This is a genomic window from Treponema endosymbiont of Eucomonympha sp. (genome assembly GCF_001028545.1).
In genome coordinates this window covers 1-5,345 of sequence record NZ_BBPW01000051.1, presented here as the reverse complement: position 1 = coordinate 5,345, position 5,345 = coordinate 1, and the positions used below count along the sequence as shown (strand labels likewise).

Here is a 5,345-nt window from a genome sequence, read left to right as displayed (position 1 = left end):
GCGGGTTATCGGTTATAATCTGCTTTACTGGTATAAGCCCCATTTGGTCGCTGAGAAATTTGGTTATCGCAATGTTTATAGACGCGTCCGCCACTGTGGCAAACGTTGCGGGCAAACCAAACCAGAATTCAGAAAAGAACTCTGCAAAATGCTCAAGAAAATAATAATACCGTGCAGCTTCTCCCGTTATAAACGTTTCTGACGGCTCTTTATCGACCCCCGCATACTCGACTATCCGGCGTATAAAAGCGCTTGTCGCTTCCTCGCCTATCGGAATAACCGGTATATGAAGATACGGTTGTCCGTATTTTTCTTTTAAGTGTTCGGCAACAGAAAGTCCAACCCACGGCGAAAGAACAAGGTTAAACTGCGCCCTTGGAATAGCTTTCCATTCGGATACGCCTTTGCTTTCCGAGCCAAAAAGCATGTTTACTCTTAACCCAGCCCCTTCGATAATGCGTTTAAGCTCAAGGTAGTCGCCGCGCCAGTGCGAATTGTAATACGGCACCTCGCACAATAAATTGACAAGCCCTTTTTCTCTTTTGCCTTCGTAGTCCCCGACAAACTGGTCTATAATGTCGGCGACCACTATTTCGTGCCCTATGACGTTGTTTCCTCTGAAACCCGCTACTTGGCTGCTCACGATAGGCTTGCCGAGCTCTTGGTATTTTTTGACGACGGACTTAGCGTCGTCGCCGATAAGCTCTCCGATGCAGCCGGTGAGCACCACAAATAAATCGCCGTCCATAATCTTCAAGGAAGATTTTATCAGCTTATCGAGTTTATCTATTCCGCCGAAAACAACGTCCTGCTCGCACATATTGGTGCTCGGTATGGAGCCGCCGCCCGAATACCCCGCTCCCTGATAGCCGTTGCCTGCCGATATAAAGTTAAACTGCTTGTCGGCGCAGCCGGGTCCGCAGTTTGAAATAGGTATGGCGCGCGGTATTGCCGAAACGGTATGCGCGGCCCCTATGGCGCAGGCATAATGCGGGTGAACGATAGAGTTTGTCGGCTCTGTGCGGGCGCGCGCCGCAATCGTAGACAGAGTCTGGTTGACGCAGTGTTCCGAATCCTCAGCCATTATGCCGCCGCCTCTTTAATTTCGGCTTTACTCTCGACATATTCGTCGTCCAGAATTTCCGGGTGTTTCGCTAAAATAAACTGGTCTTCCTGACTGAGCCACCACTCCGTGTACGGCAGTTTTACGTGACGCTTCAGCACGTTGTTAAACTTTTTGCGCGCTAAAATCGCTATTAAAATATTGCCTGTCCTGATTATGCCGTCATACGCAAGGGGGAAGTGCTCGTCTCCCATGACGAGGGAGGGAATGCCCATTTTTGCGGCGACGGGGGCAAGTCCCGGGTGGCGTATTATGACGAAATCCGGGTTTACGCGCCGCAGAAGTCCGGGAAACTGAAACTGCTGCGTTTTGCTCACGGTGAAATGAGGCACGTCGCCGTAATTCTCGACAAGATACTTCAGCGTGTTTTGCGCTTCATGCCCGCCGTCATACACCGGATCGTGGTGGAACACTACGGAACCGTCTACCTGAATGCCGAGTTCGCGCAACACGGAGATTAAACCGTGCGCATAGGCTGAACCCGTCGCAATAAAGCCTTTTACGCCTTTTAGTTTTTCGCGCAGTTCCGCAATCTGCGGCAGTATCCGCGCGTGCTGTTCGGCAATATATGTTTCGGCTTCCGCTTCTTTGCCGACCGCTTTGCCGACGGCGCGGAGCCAGTAATCCGTCGCGGCTATTCCGTAAGGCTGCGGAGATTCTATCTGCGGAACGCCGTAATTCTGCTCAAGGGCGGTCGCCATATACGAACCCAGCGTATGGCAGAATGTGGCGCTTACCACCGCTTCGGAGGCTTGCTTCATCTCGTCAAAGCTCGCCATATCGATCAGGTAATTCACGCGCAAGCCGAGAGGCTGAAGCAGCTCCGTAAAATAATCGGTTCCCCACAGCGCAATTATGTTTATCAGGTCTTTCTGCGTATGCGGCTTTTTGTTCACGATTTGACGCATGACTCCGTGCTGGGATATGTCGAAGCCGGTGCTCCAGTGTTTGCTTCTGAAACCCTCGCAGTGCAGCGGGATAACGGGAATGCCTAATTCCTCTTCCATTTTCATTGAAACGGATTCTAAGTCCTCGCCTATTATCGCGGTGGAACACGACATTGAGATAAATATCGCCTTCGGGTTAAAGCGGCGTTTCGCGTCTCGGCAGGTCTGGCGGAGTTTGTCGGTCGCCCCGAAAATCATGTCGTTTTCAAGCAGATTCGTGCTGAATGCTTTTATGCTGTCGTAGGGTTTGTTGCGGCGCAGCAAACCGATTTTATAGCCTTGGTCGTAGCGCGGGTGAGTCGCCGAACAGCCTATCGGCGAATGCTCTATCAGCACGCAGTCGGTGGTGTTGCCGACCTGACACGTTACGATTGCGTGGGAACACATTGTCTGCTGGTTGAAGGGCATTTTAAGCTCTTCGATGTTGCAGCCCGTGCCTTTGCCGGAACAGTCGCCGCAGGCACCCTTTTTTTCGGCATATTCTTGTTTGCTTATGGTAATGCGCGGAGCCGCGACGTTGCGGTGCTCGGACTGGTTGCCGGACAGCGCAACCAACTGCGACGCGCTGCCGTCCCACGATATGATAGAACCGAGGCGGTCTTCGCGGTTAGAAACCGCCGCCAAGTCCAGATTTATTTCGGCTACTTTCGTTACAGCCATGCTGTCGCTCCTTTATGCTTGCGGAAAAAACATATAATACATACGAATGCTAGTCAATAAGCATACCGTGTATGCGGTATGTTTGTCAACAGCTTTCGCGTTCCCGTGCGGGGGCTTGACCAGCAGGCGGGCGTCTCTGTTTTTATCCGCAGACAAAGCAGAGGGGCAAAACCTATATGCCGAGTTTCTTGAAGAAACTTAAACGTCTCCCGCAAGGTGAATGCTTGTTTCCTCAAGAAGCTGCCGCGCGCCTTCGGCTTGCTACCGAGTTTGCTCCGCAAACTCGCGGTATAAAGGCTACCGCCGAACGCCGTACCCGCCGGGTTGGGTCATCTCGTAGAGCAGGATTCCCGCCGCGACCGACACGTTCAGGCTGTCGAGCCTGCCGCAGGTCGGCACAGCGCACAGCGCGTCGCACTGCTCCGCAAGCAGGCGCGATATGCCGCGTCCCTCGCTCCCCAGCACCAGCGCGCTCCGCTCCGAGAACGCGACGCCGCGCACCGGTTCTCCGGCGGAGTCCGCGCCGTAGAGCCAGAATCCCGCGTCCTTCAGCTTTTCCGCCGCCTGCACCAGATTCCCCGCCGTGCAGACCGGCACCCACGCCGCCGCTCCCGCGCTTGCGCGGCTCACGGTCTCGTTTGCGCAGAGGTCGCCGACGCTCTTGTGCCGGGAGGCGACCACGAGCGACACGCCGAACTGGTCGCAGCTTCGGATGATTGCGCCCGCGTTATAGGGGTCGGTGATAGAGTCGAGCAGCACGACGCGGGCAGGGCGGGCGCCGAGCGCGCGCAGGAAGGAGTCGAGGTCGGTTCCGGCGGAGGCGCCTTCAGCCACGAGCACGAGTCCGCGGTGGTCGCGCAGGGCTTCCGGCAGCGAGGCGACAAGCGAGTCGAGCTCGCGCCTGTCCGAAGCGGACGCGGCGATGCCCGCACGCCGCGCTTCGGCGAGGATTTCCCGCACGCGGGGTCCGGCGGGAGACGCGTATACAAGGCGCAGCCCTTCCGCGCCGGAAGAAGCGGTAGTCCCGCGGATTCTCTCCTCTATGGCGTGGAAGCCCGTCAGGACGATTCGCCGAGGCACTAGCCGCCGTCCCGCGCTAGCGTCCGCAGCACAGCTTGTGCTTTTTCCCCGAGCCGCAGGGGCAGGGCTCGTTCCGCCCGATTTTGCGCCCTTCGCGGCGGACGGTTTCCGGCTTCAGGTCGCCGTTTGAGAACAGCCACCTGCCGTCGAGCCGCTTGAAGGACGCCGTCTCGTGGTGGGTCTGGCGCACGCCGCGCTTGTCGGTATAGGTCGCCTCAAACTCGACGACGCCCTCGCTGTCGCCCGTCCCGCCCTTCTCGGTGCGGATGATTTTCAGCCCCCGCCACAGCGACTCCTCGCTCCATTGGCGGGTCGCCTTTTCGTCGGCAGCCGCTTTGCGCGGCTTGCCGTCCCTGCCGGTTTCGGAGAGGTCGCAGGTCGCAAGGAGAAACGGGATTTCGCGCTTCGCGTAGGCGGAATAGCGGGCGCGCATAAGGGCTTCCGCCGTCGGCGCGGGGAACGTGCCCGCGATAAGCGGCGCGCAGCATTCGCCGTAGCGCGCGCCTGAACCGCAGGGGCACAGGTCAGCATTGTCTTGCGCATTCATGTGCGGGAGTATAGCGCGAAAGCCTTCGACGCGCTACTGCGCACAAAGGCTTTCGACCGAGTTTCGTGTCCCCACAGGGAACGACCGAGTTCCTTGTGGGAACATAGGGCGGCGTAAAAGGCTGTGCCTCCCGCCCGCGCCGGGTTTTCCGCCCCTTCGGCAAAGCGCCCGGCGGGTTCCGCCTACCGCCCTCGTCTCCGCGCCGTTTCAAGATTCTTTTGCGCTTCCGCGTCATTCGGGTCGAGCCTGACTGCTTGGGTGAAATCCGCAACCGCTTGTTCGTAATCGCCCTTGCCGAGATAGGCAGCGCCGCGACCATTGTAGGCTGACGCGTCATCCGGGTCGAGTTTGATTGCTTGGGTGAAATCCTCAATCGCGTGGTCATAGTCGCCTTTGCCGTAATAGGCAACGCCGCGATTATAGCAGGCTGCCGCATAATCCGGGTCGAGCCTGAGCGCTTGGGCAAAATCCGCGAGCGCCCGGTCGTCGCCTTTGCGGGCATAGACAATGCCGCGGTTATTGTAGACTTCCGCGTCATTCGGGTCGAGCCTGATCGCTTGGGTATAATCCGCGAGCGCCCGGTCGCTGTCGCCCTTGCGGGCATAGGCAAGTCCGCGCTCACCGTAGGCTAGCGCATAGTTTTGGTCGAGCTTCAGCGCTTGGGTATAATCCGCGATAGCCCGGTCGTAGTCGCCCTTGCTGCGATAGGCAAATCCGCGATTATTGTAGGATTTCGCCTCATTCGGGTCGAGTTTTATTGCCTGAGTATGATCCGCAAGCGCCCGCGCGTAGTCGCCCTTTTGACCGTAGGCAACGCCTCGATTGCTGTAGACTTTCGCGTCATTCGGGTCGAACCTGAGCGCTTGGGTGAAATCCGCAATCGCTTGGTCGCGGTCGCCTTTGTAGAGACAGGCAGCGCCGCGATTAGTGTAGGCTGACGCATTCGTCGGATCGAGCTTCAGCGCTTGGGTAAAATCCGCGATAGCCC

General features: G+C 57.5%; 5 protein-coding genes. All 5 read right to left on the bottom strand.

Going from position 1 to position 5,345, the window contains the following annotated elements; genetic code table 11:
- Positions 1-1,084 (bottom strand): nitrogenase component 1 (locus tag AWU74_RS03580; RefSeq protein ID WP_162504747.1); only part of this gene is annotated, 1,084 nt, incomplete at its 3' end.
- On the bottom strand, positions 1,084-2,730 hold the full coding sequence (locus AWU74_RS03575; protein ID WP_062327672.1) for a nitrogenase component 1: 1,647 nt from the start codon (positions 2,728-2,730) through the stop codon (positions 1,084-1,086). The genes AWU74_RS03575 and AWU74_RS03580, both read right to left, overlap by 1 nt.
- A gap of 297 nt (positions 2,731-3,027) precedes the next feature.
- Entirely contained in the window at positions 3,028-3,810 is a 783-nt protein-coding gene (rlmB, locus tag AWU74_RS03570; protein ID WP_162504746.1) for a 23S rRNA (guanosine(2251)-2'-O)-methyltransferase RlmB, read from the bottom strand.
- Between the two features lie 16 nt (positions 3,811-3,826).
- Positions 3,827-4,357 carry a YchJ family protein gene (locus AWU74_RS03565; RefSeq protein ID WP_062327669.1) on the bottom strand — a complete coding sequence of 177 codons (531 nt, stop codon included), beginning with the start codon at positions 4,355-4,357 and terminating at the stop codon, positions 3,827-3,829.
- A 182-nt stretch (positions 4,358-4,539) separates the two neighbouring features.
- The coding region (locus AWU74_RS03560) for a tetratricopeptide repeat protein (RefSeq protein WP_162504745.1) at positions 4,540-5,345 on the bottom strand (806 nt) is incomplete at its 5' end.